Source organism: Methylomonas sp. EFPC3, from assembly GCF_029643245.1.
Lineage (GTDB): Bacteria > Pseudomonadota > Gammaproteobacteria > Methylococcales > Methylomonadaceae > Methylomonas > Methylomonas koyamae_B.
This window is the reverse complement of sequence record NZ_CP116398.1, coordinates 3,441,178-3,459,625: the sequence shown is the minus strand read 5'-3', so window position 1 is coordinate 3,459,625 and position 18,448 is coordinate 3,441,178. Positions and strand designations below refer to the sequence as shown.

Here is an 18,448-nt window from a genome sequence, read left to right as displayed (position 1 = left end):
TATCGCGACCGAAAGCAGAATCGGCAAAGTGCTGCGTTTCCAACCATGGCCAAGCGCTCCAGATCTCGCTAACCGGGACTGGCCTTAGCAATCAAGCGCAGCCGGGCTTGCAAACCGCCCATCGCCGATTTGGCAAAACCGATCTGGGCACCGTGCAACGCGACGATGCGCTGCGCGATTGACAAGCCCAAGCCGCTGCCCTCGGCGGTATGCGCCGTTTCCACGCAACGGTAAAAGCGCTGGCTCAGGCGTTCGTATTCGCCGTCGGCCACCCCCGGCCCATCGTCGTCCACCGTGATCAAAATCCATCCGTCGTCGCGGCCGCAGGTGGCCCGCACTGCACCGCCTGCGGGAGTGTATTTGATGGCGTTATCCAATAGATTTCGCAGCAGAATTTGCAGCAATTGCGGATTGGCTTCCACCGCCAGGCCGGCCTGGCCGTGCAGTTCAAGCTCGATATGCTTGGCGTGCGCCAGATGGTCCAGATCGGCCAGGGTATCGGCCAAAGCCTGATAGACGTCGACAGGCTGCATGGCGATGCCGGCCTGGTGTTGCACGCGGGATAAGGTCAACAGTTGCTGTACCAGATGCGTCATTCTGACCACCGCCTGCTGCGCCTTGGCGATGGCCTGGCTGCGCATGGCGGGATCGGCGGCTTTTTGCGCCACCTGCAATTGGGTTTGCAAGCCGGCCAGCGGGGTACGCAGTTCGTGCGAGGCGTCGGACGTAAAATTGCGTTCGTTGGCGAAGGCTTGTTCCAGCATCGCGAACAGGCTGTTGATTTGCTGCACCACCGGCCGCATCTCGTCCGGCAAGCCCTGTTCCGACAAAGGCTGCAGGTAGCCGGCCTCGCGGCTGGCCAGCTCTTGCTGCAAGCGGTTGACCGGCGACAGCGTGCGGCTGACGATCCACCAGATCACCAAGCCCAAGATCGGCAGCGCAATCAAGACCCCGACGATTTGCTGGCCGGCGATGCTCTCCACCAATTGCCGGCGGATATCCTCGCGCTGGCCGACGTGGATTACGTACTCGCCGTTTTCGCTACTCAGACTGAAGACGTGCCAGAGCTGTTCGTTGATTAGCGTTTCGCTGTAGCCGTTGCGAGTCAGCGACAAGGCAAATTCCGGCGCACTCTCCGAGCGCAGGATCACGCCGTCTTTCACTGACCGTAACTGGAAGGCGATCTTGCGTTCGTATTTATGGCCGAGAATCGGCGTGTCAAATAGCTCGGGAGTTTTCTCGCGCTCCCACAGTTTGGTCAGCGCCCGCTGGCGCAGCATGTTTTCGACGAAGGCGTGCACCACCCGCGCCGATTGCGCCAGTTCGGCATTGAACAGTTCGGCGATTTCGTCGCGGGTTTGCCGGTAATTGATGTACGCGGTGGCGCCCCAGACCAGCAGCAGAGAGGACAGCAGCGACAGCAACAGCTGCTTTTTCAACGAACGCGGCGCCAACCGCAGGGGTTTGGCCATCAGTTGTCGTCGATGATGTAACCGACGCCACGGATGGTACGGATCAAATTGGTATCGAGTTTTTTCCGCAAATGGTGGATATGCACCTCGACCGCGTTGCTCTCCACCTCCGAACCCCAGGCGTAAAGCGCTTCTTCCAGGCGGGCCCGGGAAATCACTTGGCCGACGTGGCTGATCAGATAACTGAGCACTTCGAACTCTTTTTGCGCCAGATCGACCGGCTGGCCGTGGAAGAACACCTGGTGCGCGGCCGGATCGACGGTGACGCCCTTGTGCTCCAGCAACGGCAGGCTATGGCCTTCGTGGCGGCGCGCCAGCGCGCGCAAGCGGGCGCAAATCTCGGCCAAGTCGAAGGGTTTGGCGACGAAATCGTCGGCACCGCTATCCAGCAGCGCTACCCGTTCGGCAATGCCATCGCGGGCGGTCAACACCAACACCGGCGTACTGTCCTTGCGCCGGCGCAGGTTTTTCAAAACCGTCATGCCGTCCATCCGCGGCAGATTCAGATCCAGCACGATCAGGTCGTAATGGTTCAGCTTCAATGCCTCGTCGGCCTGGGCACCGTCGGTCAGCCAGTCGACCGCGTAGCCTTCCAAGGTCAGGCCGGCCTTCAGGCCGTCGCCTAAAATGGCATCGTCTTCTACCAATAACAATCGCATGATTCGTCCACCTGTGCCGGATTCAATTGCGCGGCATTGTAGCAAGGAATTTACCGGCTATCGTGCCGGGCCCCGCCAGAGCGGCGTGGGGGAGAAAGAATGGTGGTTTAGAGTTGTAACTGAGCCAAGCGGGCTTGGGCAGCGGCGGCAAATTCGCTGCCGGCTTGTTTGTCGACGATCTGGCGCAGCACGGCGGCACTGTTATGGTCCAGCAACTCGATGGCCTTGAGCCTGACCGAGGCATGATACCCGTTCAACGCGGCCAATTCGGTCAGATAGGGACTGGCGCCGTTCAATAATTTCAGAATCACCCGCTCCGGGTCTTCGGTGAACAGGTCGCGCACCAGCTCACCGTATTGCTCCTGCAAGCGAATCAGTTCCCGGCGATCGAGTTTCTTCGGTTCGGTGGGATCGTCGCAGCAGGCCATCCGAATCAGCCCCCTTGGCTATACGCGGCGATCAATTGCTGAAACTCGAACTCGCAGCCGCCGCACCCCGACGCGGCGCCGGTGATGCGGGAGATACGCTCCGGATCGGTAACGCCGTCGTCGAGCAGTTGCTTGATTTGTTGAGCGGTGGTGCCGCTGCAGTAGCAGATTACGTCGTCTATTACGTCGGCTTGATTATCGGACATGGGGCGGGACTTGATCAGGCTGCAACTTCGAGATACTCGACAATACTGGTCGGCAACGGAATCGGTAAACCGTCTTCCCTGAGGCCCTGGATATGGAATGCGATCGCCAAGCGAATTTCACGTTCAACTTCTTCCACACTCTGCCCGGTAGCGACACAGCCCGGTAAATCGGGCACATAGGCCGAGTAGTTCTGCTCGACTTTTTCAACGACAATGGCATAACGCATCGTTTTACTCCTTTAATCCTGCTTGCTTCAGAATGCTGTTTAACGTTCCAGGCGCCAAATCATCGCTTGGTTTTCCCGCGACGGTAATGAATTTCAGGCATAACCCGACGAACTCGACCAGCGAGATCAATAGATCCAGAATGATCGATACAGCTTCGAACACCAGTCGGCGCTACAAAAACAACCCATCAATCGGCGACGACGCCGAGGCAAAGCGTTTGCGCGGCATGCGGCCGGCCAGGAAGGCTTCGCGGCCGGCTTCGATGCCTTTTTTCATCGCCGAGGCCATCAGCACCGGATTCTTCGCAGCGGCAATCGCGGTATTCATCAACACGCCGTCGCAGCCCAATTCCATCGCAATCGCCGCATCGGACGCGGTGCCGACGCCGGCGTCGACCAGAATCGGCACCTTGGCGTTTTCGACGATGGTCAAAATGTTGTATGGGTTGCGGATGCCCAAGCCGGAGCCGATCGGCGCGGCCAGCGGCATCACCGCGACGCAGCCGATTTCTTCCAAGCGTTTGGCGGCGATCGGGTCGTCGTTGGTATACACCATCACGTCGAAACCGTCCTTGACCAGCAATTCGGCGGCGACGTAGGTTTCGGCGACGTCGGGAAACAAAGTCAATTGGTCGGCCAACACTTCCAATTTGACCAGCTTATGCCCGCCCAGCAGTTCCCGCGCCAAACGGCAGGTGCGGACCGCGTCGTCGGCAGTGTAGCAGCCGGCGGTATTGGGCAGGATGGTGTATTTATCCGGCGAAATCACGTCCAGCAAGTTGGGCTCGCCGGGATTCTGGCCGATGTTGGTGCGGCGAATCGCTACGGTGACGATCTCGGCGCCGCTGGCTTCCGTGGCCAGCCGGGTCTCTTCCAGATCTTTGTATTTGCCGGTGCCGACCAGCAAGCGCGAGCGGTATTGTTTACCAGCCAGCGTGAAAAAATCGTCCTGGCCGCCGCCGATGGCTTGGACGATCTCCAGCCTGTCGTCGTTTTGCAGGCGCTGCGTCGCATGCTGGGTGTAAGGCAGGATTTCCTTGTTCAATTCGACCGCGATGCGTTTGCCGGCCAAGCCCAGCTCGGCAATCAGATCGGCAACGGTGGCGTTTTCGCCGATTTCCCGGCTGTCGCCATTTACCAGTATTTTCATGAATTTAAGCCTTGTGAGTATGGGCGGTGCGGCGGCGTTGCACGGCACCGGCCAGATGGTGTAACAATTCGGTGCTGTCCTCCCAGCACAGGCAGGCGTCAGTGATGCTTTGGCCGTAGACCAGCGGTTTGCCCTCTTCGACATCCTGGCGGCCGCCGACCAGGTGGCTTTCCACCATCGCGCCGATGATGCGTTTGTCGCCGCCGCGGATTTGATCGGCCACATCCTGGCCTACCAAGATTTGCCGCTCGTATTTTTTCGAGCTGTTGGCGTGGCTGAAGTCGATCATGATATTCGGCCGCAAACCGGCCGCGACCAAACCTTCGGCGACTTGCTCGACGCTGACTTCGTCGTAATTCGGCCGATTGTTGCCGCCGCGCAGAATGATGTGGGCGTCTTCGTTGCCGCGGGTGGAAAAAATCGCCGAGCGGCCTTCCTTGGTCAAGGACAGAAAATGGTGCGGGCTCATCGCCGCATTAATCGCATCGATCGCAATCTTGATTCCGCCGTCGGTCGCGTTTTTGAAGCCGACCGGGCAGGACAAGCCGGAAGCCAGCTCCCGGTGTACCTGGCTCTCGGTGGTGCGGGCGCCGATCGCACCCCAGGAAATCAGGTCCGACACGTATTGGGGCGTGATCAAATCCAGATACTCGGTCGCCGCCGGCACCCCTAGATTATTGACGTCGAGCAAGACCTGGCGCGCCAGTCGCAATCCTTTATTAATGTTGAAACTGGAGTTCAAATCGGGATCGTTGATCAAGCCTTTCCAACCGACCGTGGTGCGCGGCTTTTCGAAATAGACCCGCATCACGATTACCAAATCGTTTTGCAGCGCATCCATTTCCTGTTTCAAACGCTGTGCATACTCCACCGCGGCCTTGGGATCGTGTATCGAGCAGGGGCCGATGATGACCAGCAGCCTGTCGTCTTCACCGGTCAGAATGTTATGAATTGCCGCCCGCGTTTTCAGGATATTGGCTGCCGCGAATTCCGTCATCGGAATTTCTTCATGAACCTGAATCGGCGCTACCACGTCCTTGGTTTCGCAAATTCTCAAATCATCGGTGTTATAGTTGGTAGACATGACGCTTAGCAATGAGCTTTCGGTAGGTGAATTTAAACGGTTATTTTAACCATTTTGCCGGCAAGATGTTGCAAACTAAGCTCAATCCGACCCGAGACCCTCACCATGACAGAAGAAAGAGCCATTAAACGTTGCTTGACGGTTTGTTTGGCGCAATCATTCCGTTTTTCGGCGCTACGGGAAAAACTGCTGGAAACCACCCGCGCCCAATTGTTCCGCAATGCATTGATCATCGATTACAAAACCGGCTATGCGATCGTGTTCGCTTATGGTGTGATGGTGTGCTGGAATCTGAATCTGGACGACCGCCGCAGTTTGCAGGAATTGTTACTGGATTACGCCATCAAGCCGGACGACGAACCGCAGGAAGACAACTTCAGCTACGAAGTGGGTTGCGAGCAGGACCGGTTCCAGCACGACCATATCGAATTGCAATCGGCGGACGTCAAAGTGCTGCTGGCGTTGTCGCATGCGATGGCGCAGTCGATCAAACTGGCGGCGTTCGAAGGTAATGCCATCGACACGATCCGGACCACCAGCCACTTGCCGCAGTCGTTGGCCCGGGAAGGTACGATCAAACTGAACCGCAAGGCCATGGCCAAAATCCGCGGCAAGTTGTTCTTGACCAAGAGCGACATCATCCTCAACTACGACCTGCTCGATACGCCGGAATTTTTCTGGGAACACCCGGAATACCAAGGCATTTATTCGATGGCGGCGAATTATCTGGAAATCCAGCCGCGCACCGACGTATTGTCAAAAAAGTTGGAGACAATCCACGAGTTGCTGGAGATGCTGGCCGACGAGCAGAAACACCAGCATTCGTCGACCTTGGAATGGATCATCATTTGGCTGATTGCCGTGGAAATTGTGATGTCGATATTGGATAAGCTGTTTTAATTTAGCCACTACAGTTACCGCGTACGAACCGGCAGCCTTGGTAGCGCGACCATTCCGCAACGAGCGCTTTGCCGCAAATCAACGGTTGACGCATACCATCGGGCAAGAGGATAATCGCACTACCAATTATCTAACATAGAGTCAAGTAGCAAGCTTCTAACTTTGTTAAGGAATGTTGATTCAGTAGCAACAAAACCGAAATATTTCGAAATTTAAGGAAAAATCATGAAGACACTATTCAGCCTTTTGACATTACTGTTTTTTTCTACCGGCGCCAACGCCGTACTGCAATTCGATTACCACGGCAATTTTGCAGATTTGGCCGGAACCAGCTTTTCGGGTCAGCATACGTTCGATCCGCAAACGCCGGATCAAGTCGACTTTTTTGCCGGCCCCACGATCGATACCGGCGAATTACGCTTGCTTTACTCGCAAAACGTCACGTCTTCGTTGCTGGTAAACGGCTTGCCGTTGTTTTCCGGCAGGGACGAAATCGTTTTATTGGCGGATAACGGCCGGGAAATCACCGCCGACCAAATCGCTGCTTTGGGCATGACCGGTTTGGTCACACCTGGAACGTACGATACCCTGATGTTACGCATCGAGCCATCGAGCAATATCTATGATGCCAACGGATTGGTGTCGGGACTGGAGTTAGCGATTACCGCCTTCTTCGATGCCAGCCTGTTCGACAACAACGACCTGACCAACCCAAATTTCCAAGATCTTTACAACTTGCCCAACCCGCAATACTTGGTGTTCGAATTCAACCGCAAACTAGGCGACAGCCAAGATATCAGCGGCGTGGGCACTATTTCGAACTCCGATATTACCCAGGTATCGCAAGTACCGCTACCGGGAACAATCTGGCTATTCGGCTCGGCGCTGGCATGGGCTCTTTCCAGAACCCGCAAACCGCTAACCAGCCCGCTTCTTGCAGCCTAATTCCTGCATCACTGCCGACAACCGCAACCAGCCAGCTTCGTCTTTCGGCAAGCCAAAGCGCAAGCTGGCCGGTGAATCGAACAAACGGGCCAGAATTCCTTGCCTGGCCAGTGCATCGTGCAGCAACGCTGCCTTTTCATTGGCCACCCACTGAAATAAATCGCAGCCGCCGGTCGGCGCGAAACCGGCCGCATCCAGCAACTGTTGCAAGCTCTGGCCTTGCTGCTTTAACTCGATAGAATTCTTCTGTTGCCATTCACGATCCGCCAATGCCGCCGCCGCGACGTAACGGCTGGGATAGCTGATCGACCAAGGCCCCAGCGCTTCGGCCAGCCGCGCCAGCAGCGCGGCTTCGGCGATTACGAATCCGCAGCGGATCCCGGCCAAACCGAAAAACTTACCGATAGAACGCAGCACGATCAGGCCCGAACGTACCGGAAACCCCGCCAAACTGTATTCCGGGATGCTATCCGCAAACGCTTCGTCGACAAGCAACCAGCCGCCGCGCCGACTCAAGCGCCGATGCCAATTCAACAAGCGGTCCGGCTCCCACAAGGTGCCGGTCGGGTTGTTCGGATTGATGACAATCAACACATCCAAATCATCCAGTGCCCGCTCGATCGCTTCGGCATGAAGCGCCAACTCAATCAATTGATGTCCGGCGTGCTGCCAATTCGCAGCGTGTTCGGCGTAAGCCGGAGCCAATACGCCGACCCGCGACCTGCCGCGTAACAACGGTAGCGTTTGAATCGCCGCCTGCGAACCGGCCACAGCCAATATCGACGAATTTCCGTAATAAGCTTGCGCCGCCGGCATTAATGCGTCGTCGTCTTCCGGCAAACGTTGCCAACACTCGGTAGGCACTGCCGGCACCGGCCAGCCGTTCGGATTGATGCCGGTCGACAAGTCCAGCCATTCCGCCAACGGAATGCCGTAACGGCTCGCCGCCTGCCGCAAGCGGCCGCCATGCTCAAGCAAATCCGCCTCCCAGTGCAATCAATAACAGCCATAAACAAAGCGTTCGGTAAACCAGGCCGCTGGCTCGAGCAATGTCACTATTTTCCGGCAGCTGCTCCCCGCCGAACCAGGGCTTGGGCTTTAACTGGCCGTGGTAGACGGCCGGGCCGCCCAATTGCAGATTCAGCGCCGCGCCGCCCGCTGCCATGACCGGGCCGGCATTGGGGCTTTCCAGTAACTCGGCCTGCTCGCGCCAGGCCCTTAACGCCGGAACGGTGCGGCCCAGCAACGTATAACTGAACGCCGTTAACCGGGCCGGCGCCCAATTCAGAACATCGTCCAAGCGCGCCGCAGCCCAGCCGAAATATCGGTAGCGGCGGTTACGGTAACCCCACATCGCATCCAGAGTATTGCAGCAACGGTAGAGCAAGGCGCCAAAAGGGCCGGCGATCACGAACCAGAAAATCGGCGCGAATACCGCGTCGGCGCCATTTTCCAATACCGACTCGATTGCCGCTCGCCTGACCGCGGCTTGGTCCAACCCTGCGGTGTCGCGACTGACCATGTAGCCCACCCGGCAGCGAGCCAGTTCCAGATCGCCCGCCGCCAAGGCCACTCGCACGGCTTCAGCATGCTGTTGCAGGCTGCGCGGAGCGATACAAAAATACAGCATCGCTATGCCGAACAAAGTTTGCCATTGGTCCGGAAGCAGCAATATCGGCAATGCCGCCGCGAACGGCAATAAAGCCAGCGCCAAGGCGCAAACGCCTGCAAGTTTTTGCCGGGTCGGACTCTGCTCGGGTTTGAGCAGACGCCGCTCGACCGAAGCCGCCCAACGGCCGAATGCGGCTAGCGGATGGTAAGTATTGCCCGGCTCGCCTAGAACGTAATCTAGAGCGACAGCCAGCAGCACAATCGAGAACAACGCCATTCAATAATGCAAAGACGGGAGCCGCCGCGCCTATCCGGCGTGCGGACTATCGGAGACGGGAGACAGGGCGGACCGCGCCGCCCCGAACGAAATTAAACCGCTTGCTGCGCGGCTTTGCCGGCGAGCAAAGCTTTGCCGGCTTTAACCAAACCGAAGATTACGACACCGTAAATCAAAGTCGACGACAAGTGCGGCAGATAGTACATCGCCGCCCGCTCCAGATATTGGCCGAACGACGGCTCTGGATAACGCCCGGACAGCCAGTAAAAGCTACCGTTGGAAATCAGAAACGCCAGCGTGGCAGCCGCCCATAACGCGGCGAATTGTTGCGTCGCCGACACCGCGGTCAGCGCCGTGAATTTGCGGCACCACCGGCCGCCCAACCACATCGCCCCGTAGGAACCGACCAAAAAGCCGTAAGCATTGGAAACGCAAAAATCGCTGACGCCCAATTTGGTAATCGACAAATAATCGATCAAACCGGCTTCCAACAGCAGCAGCGCGAACAAATAACGGCCGCCCAGCCAAAGGCCGGCAAAGAAGAACACTGCCAGCGAGGCGTCGGGCAGCGCAAATGGCGTACCGAAGTGGTGAAACCGGGTCGCGGCCATCAACGCCATCAACGCCACGGCGCCGGGTTTCACGGCCAAAAATCGATTCGAGTTCATAGTGTGCTCCGAAAAAAAGGTCAGTAATTGTAATGGATAGAGAAAAAGAAATTTCTACCGAAATTGTTGTAAGTGTTGACGGTTTGATATTGCTGGTCGAGCATATTATTGAGTTTGGCGCTCAACATCCAATTTTTATCGACATGGTAAGCGGCACGAAGATCGATCGTCATGAAAGCGCCCAGGCGGACGGTATTGGCCGTATTGTCAAAGCGCTCGCCCTGCGCCAGCACCGCGGCACCAACGTCGAACGCAGCGAAACTGCGCGATATGTCGTAAGACAGCGTCTGCGTGGCCCGCCGCGGTAACCGCAAATTATTGGCCCGATCTTTCGGCGTCAGCAGATTCATGCTCAACTTGTTGCGCCATCCGAATAGCTCGCCGGAGATTTCCGCTTCGATACCATCGATTTGGGCCTTACCGATGTTCTTGGCCGTTAACGGCCGGCCGCTAAACACGATCAAATTATCAATATTGCTGTGGTAAGCGCGAATTTCCCATTGCCCCCATGCGTGATTCCCGGCGAAGCCGCCTTCGAAATTGGTCGACTGCTCCGCCTGCAGATTGGGATTGCCGAAGCCGGGAAAATACAGCTGGTTGAAGGTCGGCGCCTTGAATCCGTTGCCGAAGCTGGCGAAAGCGCTCAAGCCGTGATCCCAATTGAAGCGCCAGCCGAAATTGCCGGTCAGACTGCTGCCGAAGGCTTGGTTTTCGTCCCAGCGTAACGAGGCATTGGTGAAATGCCGCTCGAACCAACGGCTATGCAATTCGACAAAACCGCCGACATCGTAGCGCGAGTTTTCCGCATAACGCGTCGTGCTTTGGACTTCGTCCAGCCGGTAATCCGCCCCCAAGGTCAGTTGCTGGTCTTTATGCAGATTGAGCTGGTTCAGCCAGCTTGCATTCCAACGGGTGGTATCGAAGTTACTGGCAAACACTCCGCTATGGCTAAAATTGTCCGAATCATCCACGCTTTGTCCTACACGCAACGTCGACCGCCAGACATCGTTGAAATCCTTGCTGGCTGTGGCCCCAACCGTTTGGTTGATGAACATCGTGCTGCTGAGTGTAGAGTTATCGATTTCGGTCTCGCCCTCCGCACGTAAAAAAAACGCCTCGACCTCGGCACCGTTATCGAAGCGGTAACCGGCCCTGGCATTTAAGCCGGTGTTATTGTAACCGTCGCGATCAGGATTGAAGCCTTCCCTTAAGGAGACGCCGCTTCGCGCGTTGATACCTTGACTGCCAAATTGAGAGGCGCCGAGACTATACCAAGCATTCCCCAGCTTTCCGTTGATTGCTGCAGAACCTTTATAACTGTCGTAAGAACCGCCGCCGGCTTCCAGCGCGATATTCGGCCGCTCGCTATTGCCGCCTTTACGGGTAAAAATCTGAATCACGCCGCCGATGGCTTCGGAGCCGTACAAACTGGATTGCGGCCCGCGAATGATCTCGACCCGTTCAATCTGATCCACCGGAATAAATTGAAACGGCGTGGTGCCCGTCGTCACCGAACCGACCTTGATCCCGTCGACCAACACCAGTACGTGATCGGAATTGGTTCCGCGCATAAATATGTTGGTGTCCTTACCGTAACCGCCGCTCTGCACCATGTCGATGCCGGCCGAGCCTTTCAGTAGCTCCGGCAAAGTTCTTACCTGCAAGCGTTCGATATCTTGCCGGGTATAAATCGTCGTCGCGGTCGCCAGTTCGGTTTGGTTGCTTTCCGACCGCGTCGCCGTCACCACGGTCTCGGCTAAATTGGCGGATTGGTCGTCGGCGAAGCCGGGTACAAACGCGCTAATGCCGGCCAGTGGCAAAGCCATGATTATTTTTTTTTGCATAGTTTCCTCTGCGCCCACCGCGCATCCGGGTAAAAAACGACAGAGGAGATATCGGCGAGAGAATAGGCGGAGAACGGGCTAGGCACAGGCTCTGACCATTCCGTAACAGCCCTCCGCTGTCTCGAATGATCCTCCGGGCCAGTCTCCGGGCTTATAAGCGGCTTGAAGGCCTGAACCGCGCACCTTCCCATGCAAAACGCACAGTGGCAAAAAACGCGGCTCTTTACTTATCTACCGTTGCGGGGGCAGCGTCGGCATGGGCAAAACGAAATTTGCCGCACCGACTTCCTGTTTAAGTCTGGCCGAGATTCGGCGCCAACACCTGAAAGAAGGTCGGGATTGTAGTTGATCGGGATTGGGCAGGCAAGGCAAACCGCCGGAACGGCATCGACCGCACCGCAATCAGCCAACATTACCGTCGCTCGACGCTACTGTATTAGACTCGACAAGACTATCGGCTTAAGCAGGAGATCAGAGCATGCAAATCGTTACCGCCACCGAGGCCGACATTCCGGCAATGTGCCGCCTGTTGGCGCAATTATTCGAACAGGAAGCCGAATTTGTCGCGGACGAAACGCTACAACGCCGCGGCTTGAGTCAAATCATTGCCCAACCGGCACTGGGGCGGATTTTGGTGGCGCGGCGCGACGGCGAAATTCTGGGGATGGTCAATTTGCTGTTCAGCGTATCGACGGCGCTGGGCGCGCGCGTGGCCTGGCTGGAAGATATGGTGGTGGATAGAAACCGGCGCGGCGGCGCAATCGGCTCTGCGCTACTGCAACATGCGGTGGCGTTCGCCAAACAGCAGGGTTGCCGGCGAATTACCTTGCTGACCGACGCCGACAACAGCGCCGGACAACGTTTTTACCGCCGCCACGGCTTCGAGTTATCGCCAATGCGGCCAATGCGACTGCTATTGCCATAGAACATCGCAGGCCACGCCGACCACATAAAGATCACGCCGTCAGTTTCAAATACTTGCGGTACAACGAGTCTTTGTCTTCGGCGTGGTCCGGATCCTTGTCGATGCAGTCCACCGGACAAACTTCCATGCATTGCGGCTTGTCGTGGTGACCGATGCACTCGGTGCATAAAGACGGGTTGATCACGTAAATCTCTTCACCCTGGGAAATCGCGCCGTTCGGGCATTCCGGCTCGCAGACATCGCAATTGATACAGTCGTCGCTGATGATGAGTGCCATAGTTACTCCTCGGAAAATTTTTCGGTTAAACGTTGCTTGACCAAGTCGGGCACGAAACTGGAAACGTCGCCATGCAATTGGGCAATTTCGCGAATCATGCTCGACGAAATGAATTCGTATTGTTCGGCCGGGGTCAGAAACACGGTCTCAATGTCCGGGCACAAACGGCGATTCATGCCGGCCAATTGGAATTCGTATTCAAAATCCGATACCGCCCGCAAACCGCGGATGATCACGCTGGCCTGGTGCTGGCGGGCGCAATCCACCAGCAATGTGTCGAAGCCGATCACACTGACGTTGCTGAATTCGGTGACCACCTCCCGAATCAGATCGACCCGCTCGTCCAACGAAAACAACGGCTGTTTGCCCCGGCTGACCGCGACCGCGACGATCACCCGCGGGTAAAGCCTCGAGGCGCGGTGGATCAAATCCAGATGCCCGTTGGTAATCGGATCGAAGGTACCGGGATAGATCGCAGTAATATTCATTGGCTTGGCCGGCGGCAAAAAGGCGCTCATTCTAAACCATTAGCCGAGCCAAAGGCAGCGGCTTGCCGCTGCAGCAGCCGGTAGCACACTTCGCCGGCCACCTTTTCCTTCAATAAGCGCCAGTTTGCCGGCAAATCCGCGGCTTGCCAGTTTTTTTCGCTTTCCAGATAAATTTTGGCGTAATCGCTGAGCCAGCCGCCGCTTTCCAGCAAACGGCAAGCCGATTCCAACAAACCTTGGCCGAACGGCGGGTCCAGAAACACCAGATCGAATTGCTGCGCCGGTCCGGCCAGATAGCGGGCCGCATCCTGCTGCACCACCTGAACCCGGTCCGTGGCCAGACGGGCGATATTTTCCCGCAAGCGTTTGCAATTGCCGGCATTATCCTCGACCTGCACCACCGCCTTGGCCCCGCGCGAGGCGGCCTCGAACCCTAACGCGCCGCTGCCGGCAAACAAATCCAGGCAGCGGCTGCCGTAGACATCGGCCTGTAGCCAATTGAACAGGGTCTCCCGCACCCGCGCCGGCGTCGGCCGCAAACCGGGGGCATCGTCGAATACGATTTGCCGGCTCCGCCATTCGCCGCCGATGATGCGGATCTGATTTGCCATCAGGACTTCTGGCCGACCGTGACGGTTTGCAGCAATTCCGGTTTGACCCGGCGCTTGAAGGCATCCTTGATCTGCTCGATCGTGACCGCTTCCACGTTAGCTTGGAAGGTATCCAGATAGTCCAAAGGCTGCTGGTAAAAGCCGATCATCGCCACGTAGTCGCTCAACTTGCTGTTGGTATCAAAACGCATCGCAAAACCGCCGGTGATGTTCCGTTTTGCCGCAGTCAACTCCTGCTCGGTCGGACCTTGTGCCAGAAAATCGGCAAAGGTTTTGCGCAACACGCCGAGTGCTTGCTCGGTCTGGTCGTTACGGGTCTGCAAGCTCATCATGAACGGCCCTTGCCGGTACAACGGCGCAAACACACTATACGCGCCGTAGGCCAGACCGCGCTTTTCCCGAACTTCCTCGAACAAGCGCGAAACCATGCTGCCGCCGCCGAGAATATGGTTGCCGACATACAAGGCAAAATAATCCGGGTCCTTGCGGTAAGTGCCGGGCAAACCGACCAGCACGTGGGTTTGAGTGGACGGGAACTCGATATGCTGAGTGCTGGCCTGGCTCGGCATCGTCACCGGCGGAATGTCCGCCGGCTTGCTGCCGACCGGCAATTTAGCCAGCACTTGGTTGGCAGTTTGTTCGGCCTGTTCCCGGCTGACATCGCCGACGATGACGACGATGGCGTTGGCGGCGACGTAATAGGTTTGATAGAACGTTTTCAGATCATCGGCGCTAAAGCCGGCAACGGTCTGGACGATGCCGGTCTCGGGGTGGGCGTAGGGATGTTCGCCGTACAATGCTTTGCCGAAGGCGATGCTGGCCAGTTCACTGGGCGATTCTTCCCGGTGCTTCAAGCCGGCCAGAGTGCGAGCCTTCTCGCGCTGGAAATCGTCCTCGCGAAAAGCCGGCCGGCTCAACACGGTTTCGAAGGTGGCCAAGGCCTTTTCAAGCAACGGTTTCTCGGTCAGGGAGCGGATCGATAGCCAGGCCATATCCTCGCTGACGCCAGCCGAATATTGGGCACCGACCGACTCGAAACGTTGGGCGATATCGTCGGCGCTCCAATCGCCGGCGCCGCTGTCCAGCAAGGCGGATGTCAAAGCCGAGACGCCGAACTGGCTGCCGTCGCGGGCGCTGCCGGCATCAAACACGACCCGCACGTCGACCATCGGTAAGCCGGCGGTACGCACATAGTAAACCCGGCTGCCTTGCGCGGTCTGCCAATGTTCGATCTTGGCCGCCGGCCAGGCCAATTGGCTGAATGCCAGCAACAATAAGCCGATTAAATTAAAACGCATGATGAACTCCTGTCAGTTTTTTCGGTTTCGCGGCTTCGGTGATCGGTTGCGGGTCGAGATAGGCGACGGTCAGGGTGTCTTCGATCAGATACTTCCGCGCCACTTCGCGCACTTGCTCCGCCGTCACCTGATTGAGTTTGGCGACGTATTCGTCGGCGCGTTGCCAGCCCAAACCAACCGTTTCCAGCGTACCCAGTTGCATGGCCTGGTAGAAGTTGGAGTCCTTCTGGTAAACCGAGCTGGCCAGCACCTGCGCTTTGATCCGCTGCAATTCGTCCTTGTCGATCAGCTCGTTTTTCAACTGGTACACCTCGTCGAGCAAGGCGTATTCGAGGTCGAACACGGTTTTGCCCTCGGCAGGCGTGCCTTCCAACAAAAACAACTCGGGCAAACGCGACGTCAGATCGTAACCGGCACCAGCGGACACCGCGATTTGCTTGCCGCGAATCAGCCGCGCCGGCAGGCGGGCACTGTCGCCGCCGTCCAGCACACCGGCCAATACTTCCAGGGCATAAGCCTCCCATTCCGGCTTGGCGCTATTCAACACCGGCACTTTGTAACCCATCATCAGGTACGGCAATTTGGCCGGCGCTTTGACCGTAATGCGGCGCACGCCACGCTGCTCGGATTCGGCTTGCGGCTTGACCGGCTTGATCGTACTGGGTTGCAATGGCGCAAAATACTGTTCGGCCAGTTTTTCGACCTGCTTGGCGTCGACGTCGCCGACCACGACCAGCGTGGCGTTATTGGGTGCGTACCACTTCTGGTACCAGGCTTGCAGGTCTTCGATCTGGTAGTTGGCGATATCGGACGGCCAGCCGATTACCGGATTCTGGTACGGGCTATTGGTAAAGGCCGCGGCCATGAATTGCTCGTGGACTTTGGCGCGCGGTTGGTCGTCGGTGCGCATCCGCCGCTCCTCGGTCACCACTTCCAATTCTTTCTTCAATTCCTCGGCTTTCAGATTCAGATTGCGCATCCGGTCGCTTTCCAGCTTGAAGCTGATCTCCAGTCGCGATTTTTCCAGAGTTTGGAAATAAGCCGTGTAATCCTGGCCGGTGAAGGCGTTTTCGCTGCCGCCGTTCTCGGCGATGATGCGGGAGAACTCGCCGGCCGGATATTTTTCGGTGCCTTTGAACATCATGTGTTCCAGCATGTGCGAGATGCCGGTGATGCCGCCCGGCTCGTAGCTGGAACCGACTTTGTACCAGACCTGGGATACCACCACCGGCGAGCGGTGGTCTTCCTTCACCAGCAGTTTCAAGCCGTTAGCGAAAACATGTTCGTACACCTTACTGTCCTCGGCGTGCGCCAGCACAACCGGACAAAGCAGCGCCAGCGCTGCAAGCCTGTGTTTCATAAATCCCTCGTTGACTAAAAGATGGTGAGCGCCTGTGATTGTTTTAATAATCATTGGTTCACTGTTATTCTATATGTTTGAACGCGTTCCAATCTATTTGCTACTCGATGCCAGACACCACCGCCTCGCTTTCCTGGAAAGACTACTACGAGCTCTGCAAGCCCAGAGTGGTTGCGTTGATCGTGTTTACCGCCATCGTCGGCATGCTGTTGGCCGTCCCCGGCATGCCGCCATTAGCCAATTTTCTGTACGGCACGGTCGGCATCGGCCTGGCCGCGTCGTCGGCTGCGGCGATCAACCACTTCCTGGACCAAAAAGCCGACGCCGAAATGGCGCGCACCAAGAACCGGCCGCTGCCGACCGGGCATTTGCAACCCCGGCAAGTGCTGGTGTTCGCCAGCCTGATCGGTTTTATCGCGATGGCGATTCTAACCATCAAGATCAACTTGCTGACCGCGTTCCTGACCTTTCTGTCTTTGATCGGCTACGCCTTGATCTACACGGTTTACCTGAAGCGGGCGACGCCGCAAAACATCGTCATCGGCGGCGCGGCCGGCGCGGCACCGCCGGTATTGGGTTGGGCGGCGATCACCGGCGAAGTGCATCCGCACGCCTTGCTGCTGTTCCTGATCATCTTCGTCTGGACCCCGCCGCATTTCTGGGCGCTGGCCATTGCCAAACGCGACGAATACGCCAAGGTATCGATTCCGATGCTGCCGGTCACCCACGGCGTCGAATTCACCCGCCTGCAAATTTTGCTTTATACCATTCTGCTGCTGATTTCGACGCTGCTGCCTTACCTGACCGGCATGAGCGGCCTGATTTATCTGGCCACCGCCTTGTTGCTGGGCCTGGGCTTCATCTACTACGCGATTCAGATGATGCGCAAAAAAGACAATAAAACCGCGATGCGCACCTTCGGCTATTCCATCATCTATTTGATGCTGATCTTCGCCGCCTTGCTAATCGACCATTACTTCCCGCTGTCCATCTCATGACGCTGATTACCGAAGAACATCCGTTCGCCGAATTCATCAAAATCCTCGGCAAGGGCAAAAAAGGCGCCCGGCCGCTGACGCAGGACGAAGCCTACCGGGCGATGAAAATGATCCTGGCCGACGGCCAGGTCGAGCCGATCCAGCTTGGCGCGTTCTTGATGCTGATGCGGGTCAAGGAAGAAACCTGCGAGGAATTGGCCGGTTTCGTTGCGGCGGCGCGGGAAAGCTTCGCCTTCGACAACAAAGTGGCGGTGGATCTGGACTGGTCATCGTATGCCGGCAAACGCCGACACCTGCCGTGGTTTTTGCTGTCCACCTTGCTGCTGGCCGAAAACGGCGTCAAAGTGTTCATGCACGGTGCCGGCGGCCATACTCAAGGCCGGCTGTACACCGAAAACGTGCTGCGGGCGCTGGGCATCGACGCCGCCCAGTCGATCGCCGAAGCCGGCCAACAAATCGAACGCACCAACTTCAGCTACCTGTCGCTCGAGTACATCTGCCCGAAACTGTACGACATGATCAATCTGCGGCCGGTGATGGGCTTGCGCTCGCCGGTGCATACTTTGGTCAGATTATTGAATCCGTTCGATGCCACCGCCAGCATTCAAGGCATTTTCCATCCCAGCTACCGCCAGGTGCATCAGAGAGCGGCACAGTTGTTAAATCAACAGCACATGGCGGTGTTGAAAGGCGAAGGCGGCGAAACCGAACGCAACCCGGACGTCGAGTGTCTGGTGCAAAGCGTGCACGGCGGCGAACTCAGCGACGAAACCTGGCCGGCGTTGTTCGAACGCCGCCACATGAAAGCCGAATCGCTGGAGCCGCAGCTACTGGCCCAAGTCTGGCGCGGCGAACTGAACGACGAATTCGGCCAAGCCACCGTGATCGGCACCGCCGCCATCGCCTTGAAATTATTGGGCAAGGCCGACGATCAAGCGCAGGCCGAAGCCCTGGCCGCCCACTTCTGGGCCGCGCGCGACCGCAACCGGTTTTAAGCCCTACTCAACCCTACGCCCCGCG

At 57.4% G+C, this 18,448-nt stretch carries 22 protein-coding genes and 1 riboswitch; of the genes, 5 read left to right on the top strand and 17 right to left on the bottom strand.

Going from position 1 to position 18,448, the window contains the following annotated elements:
- Window positions 1–68: 68 nt before the first annotated feature.
- From PL263_RS15515 to aroG, 8 genes are all read right to left on the bottom strand, one after another.
- Entirely contained in the window at window positions 69–1,472 is a 1,404-nt protein-coding gene (locus PL263_RS15515; RefSeq protein ID WP_278210181.1) for an ATP-binding protein, read from the bottom strand.
- Window positions 1,472–2,131 (bottom strand): response regulator, encoded by a 660-nt coding sequence (locus tag PL263_RS15510; protein WP_278210179.1) that lies wholly within the window; start codon window positions 2,129–2,131, stop codon window positions 1,472–1,474. The genes PL263_RS15515 and PL263_RS15510 overlap by 1 nt, the downstream gene beginning before the upstream one ends.
- Before the next feature lie 107 nt (window positions 2,132–2,238).
- Window positions 2,239–2,559 (bottom strand): hypothetical protein, encoded by a 321-nt coding sequence (locus PL263_RS15505; protein WP_278210177.1) that lies wholly within the window; start codon window positions 2,557–2,559, stop codon window positions 2,239–2,241.
- Between the two features lie 5 nt (window positions 2,560–2,564).
- Window positions 2,565–2,765: a (2Fe-2S)-binding protein gene (locus PL263_RS15500; protein WP_278210175.1), complete on the bottom strand. Its 201-nt coding sequence runs from the start codon at window positions 2,763–2,765 to the stop codon at window positions 2,565–2,567.
- Window positions 2,766–2,779: 14 nt separating this feature from the next.
- Window positions 2,780–2,992 (bottom strand): type II toxin-antitoxin system HicB family antitoxin, encoded by a 213-nt coding sequence (locus PL263_RS15495; protein WP_278210174.1) that lies wholly within the window; start codon window positions 2,990–2,992, stop codon window positions 2,780–2,782.
- Between the two features lie 4 nt (window positions 2,993–2,996).
- Complete coding sequence (locus PL263_RS15490; protein ID WP_278210172.1) at window positions 2,997–3,155, bottom strand: type II toxin-antitoxin system HicA family toxin; 159 nt, start codon at window positions 3,153–3,155, stop codon at window positions 2,997–2,999.
- A gap of 9 nt (window positions 3,156–3,164) precedes the next feature.
- Window positions 3,165–4,142: a sulfur carrier protein ThiS gene (gene thiS / locus PL263_RS15485; protein WP_256609008.1), complete on the bottom strand. Its 978-nt coding sequence runs from the start codon at window positions 4,140–4,142 to the stop codon at window positions 3,165–3,167.
- A gap of 4 nt (window positions 4,143–4,146) precedes the next feature.
- A complete protein-coding gene (gene aroG, locus PL263_RS15480) occupies window positions 4,147–5,226 on the bottom strand; it encodes a 3-deoxy-7-phosphoheptulonate synthase AroG (RefSeq protein ID WP_140910755.1) in 1,080 nt (359 codons plus the stop codon).
- A 105-nt stretch (window positions 5,227–5,331) separates the two neighbouring features.
- On the opposite strand from aroG, the gene PL263_RS15475 reads away from it, so the two are divergent.
- On the top strand, window positions 5,332–6,126 hold the full coding sequence (locus tag PL263_RS15475; protein WP_140910756.1) for an RMD1 family protein: 795 nt from the start codon (window positions 5,332–5,334) through the stop codon (window positions 6,124–6,126).
- Between the two features lie 225 nt (window positions 6,127–6,351).
- Window positions 6,352–7,071, top strand: coding sequence for a hypothetical protein (locus PL263_RS15470; RefSeq protein WP_278210169.1), 720 nt, complete (start codon window positions 6,352–6,354; stop codon window positions 7,069–7,071).
- On the opposite strand, the gene cobD is transcribed toward PL263_RS15470, so the two are convergent.
- The 4 genes from cobD to PL263_RS15450 all read right to left on the bottom strand — a co-directional run bounded on the left by cobD (window position 7,045) and on the right by PL263_RS15450 (window position 11,471).
- Complete coding sequence (gene cobD, locus PL263_RS15465; RefSeq protein ID WP_278210168.1) at window positions 7,045–8,049, bottom strand: threonine-phosphate decarboxylase CobD; 1,005 nt, start codon at window positions 8,047–8,049, stop codon at window positions 7,045–7,047. The genes PL263_RS15470 and cobD overlap by 27 nt on opposite strands.
- The gene (gene cbiB / locus PL263_RS15460; protein ID WP_278210167.1) at window positions 8,042–8,959 is read right to left on the bottom strand and encodes an adenosylcobinamide-phosphate synthase CbiB; all 918 of its coding nucleotides are present in this window, start codon (window positions 8,957–8,959) and stop codon (window positions 8,042–8,044) included. The genes cobD and cbiB overlap by 8 nt, the downstream gene beginning before the upstream one ends.
- 92 nt (window positions 8,960–9,051) lie before the next feature.
- Window positions 9,052–9,627 carry a hypothetical protein gene (locus tag PL263_RS15455; RefSeq protein ID WP_278210166.1) on the bottom strand — a complete coding sequence of 192 codons (576 nt, stop codon included), beginning with the start codon at window positions 9,625–9,627 and terminating at the stop codon, window positions 9,052–9,054.
- A gap of 20 nt (window positions 9,628–9,647) precedes the next feature.
- Complete coding sequence (locus PL263_RS15450) at window positions 9,648–11,471, bottom strand: TonB-dependent receptor (RefSeq protein ID WP_278210165.1); 1,824 nt, start codon at window positions 11,469–11,471, stop codon at window positions 9,648–9,650.
- A 118-nt stretch (window positions 11,472–11,589) separates the two neighbouring features.
- Window positions 11,590–11,812, bottom strand: a riboswitch (cobalamin riboswitch).
- Window positions 11,813–11,949: 137 nt separating this feature from the next.
- Here PL263_RS15450 and PL263_RS15445 point away from each other — a divergent pair.
- Window positions 11,950–12,396, top strand: a complete 447-nt coding sequence (locus PL263_RS15445) for a GNAT family N-acetyltransferase (protein ID WP_278210164.1) — start codon at window positions 11,950–11,952, stop codon at window positions 12,394–12,396.
- 31 nt (window positions 12,397–12,427) lie between these two features.
- On the opposite strand, the gene PL263_RS15440 is transcribed toward PL263_RS15445, so the two are convergent.
- From PL263_RS15440 to PL263_RS15420, 5 genes are read right to left on the bottom strand one after another with little or no spacing between them, the layout of a single operon-like run.
- A complete protein-coding gene (locus PL263_RS15440; protein ID WP_140910763.1) occupies window positions 12,428–12,673 on the bottom strand; it encodes a YfhL family 4Fe-4S dicluster ferredoxin in 246 nt (81 codons plus the stop codon).
- 2 nt (window positions 12,674–12,675) lie between these two features.
- Complete coding sequence (coaD, locus tag PL263_RS15435) at window positions 12,676–13,161, bottom strand: pantetheine-phosphate adenylyltransferase (protein ID WP_140910784.1); 486 nt, start codon at window positions 13,159–13,161, stop codon at window positions 12,676–12,678.
- Between the two features lie 26 nt (window positions 13,162–13,187).
- Window positions 13,188–13,772, bottom strand: coding sequence for a 16S rRNA (guanine(966)-N(2))-methyltransferase RsmD (rsmD, locus tag PL263_RS15430; RefSeq protein WP_278210163.1), 585 nt, complete (start codon window positions 13,770–13,772; stop codon window positions 13,188–13,190).
- Window positions 13,772–15,070 carry a pitrilysin family protein gene (locus PL263_RS15425; protein ID WP_278210162.1) on the bottom strand — a complete coding sequence of 433 codons (1,299 nt, stop codon included), beginning with the start codon at window positions 15,068–15,070 and terminating at the stop codon, window positions 13,772–13,774. Before PL263_RS15425 ends, rsmD begins: the two co-directional genes overlap by 1 nt.
- Window positions 15,060–16,430, bottom strand: a complete 1,371-nt coding sequence (locus PL263_RS15420) for a pitrilysin family protein (RefSeq protein ID WP_140910766.1) — start codon at window positions 16,428–16,430, stop codon at window positions 15,060–15,062. The genes PL263_RS15425 and PL263_RS15420 overlap by 11 nt, the downstream gene beginning before the upstream one ends.
- A gap of 107 nt (window positions 16,431–16,537) precedes the next feature.
- Here PL263_RS15420 and cyoE point away from each other — a divergent pair, with 107 nt between their 5' ends.
- Together cyoE and PL263_RS15410 are read left to right on the top strand one after the other, a co-directional pair.
- Window positions 16,538–17,428, top strand: a complete 891-nt coding sequence (gene cyoE / locus PL263_RS15415) for a heme o synthase (RefSeq protein ID WP_278210161.1) — start codon at window positions 16,538–16,540, stop codon at window positions 17,426–17,428.
- A complete protein-coding gene (locus PL263_RS15410; protein WP_278210160.1) occupies window positions 17,425–18,423 on the top strand; it encodes a glycosyl transferase family protein in 999 nt (332 codons plus the stop codon). The genes cyoE and PL263_RS15410 overlap by 4 nt, the downstream gene beginning before the upstream one ends.
- Window positions 18,424–18,448 lie beyond the last annotated feature (25 nt).